An 841-nucleotide genomic window follows, 5' to 3' on the forward strand; every position below is an offset into this window, starting at 1 on the left:
CAATTGAAGGCGAATGAAGAGGAAATATCCTTTCAACCCCGACACCATCACTTATCTTTCTAACCGTAAATGTCTCACTTAACCCACTTCCTCTTCTTGAAATAACAATACCCTCAAATTCCTGAATTCTTTCTTTGTCACCCTCAACAACACGCACATGAACAGAGACAGTATCACCAGGCTTAAAGTCTGGTATGTCCGTTTTAAGATATTTTGATTCAACAAGTTTTACTTTATCCATTTTTATCATCTCCTGTGATTTTGTTTAACAAATCTTTTCTTCTTTTTATTGTTTTCTCAAGCGCTTTCTCATACCTCCACTTTCTTATAAGCTCGTGATTTCCAGAGAGTAAAACCTCTGGAACTTTCATTCCTCGGAACTCAGCAGGTCTCGTATAATGTGGATGATCAAGAAGACCAGTTTGAAAGGAATCCGTCATGGCAGATTCAATATCGTTTAAAACACCAGGAATAAGCCGAATCGTCGCATCAATGACAACAAGTGCCGGAAGCTCTCCACCAGTTAAAACATAATCACCAATTGAAACTTCCTTTGTTACAAGTGCTTCTCTAACTCTCTCATCAACTCCCTTATAATGACCACAAAGGAGAATTATATTATTTAGTTTTGAGAATTCATTTGCCATTTTTTGATTGAAAATTTCTCCGTCAGGGGTTAAAAAAATTACCTCGTCATATTCCCTCTCGCTTTTCAACTTTTCAATACAATTGAAAATTGGCTCCGGTCTCAATATCATACCAGCTCCTCCACCGTAAGGATGATCGTCAATTTGCCTATACCTACCAATCCCATAATCATGAAGGTCGTGAACATAAATCT

The 841-nt window shown here is 37.6% G+C and carries 2 protein-coding genes; both read right to left on the reverse strand.

Annotated elements, in window-relative coordinates:
- On the reverse strand, positions 1–241 hold a 241-nt coding region (rplS, locus tag AT685_RS04620; RefSeq protein WP_072151749.1), incomplete at its 3' end, for a 50S ribosomal protein L19.
- The coding region (gene trmD, locus AT685_RS04625) for a tRNA (guanosine(37)-N1)-methyltransferase TrmD (RefSeq protein WP_234696240.1) at positions 234–841 on the reverse strand (608 nt) is incomplete at its 5' end. The genes trmD and rplS, both read right to left, overlap by 8 nt.

This window comes from Candidatus Kryptobacter tengchongensis (assembly GCF_001458555.1).
Taxonomy (GTDB): domain Bacteria; phylum Bacteroidota; class Ignavibacteria; order Kryptoniales; family Kryptoniaceae; genus Kryptonium; species Kryptonium tengchongense.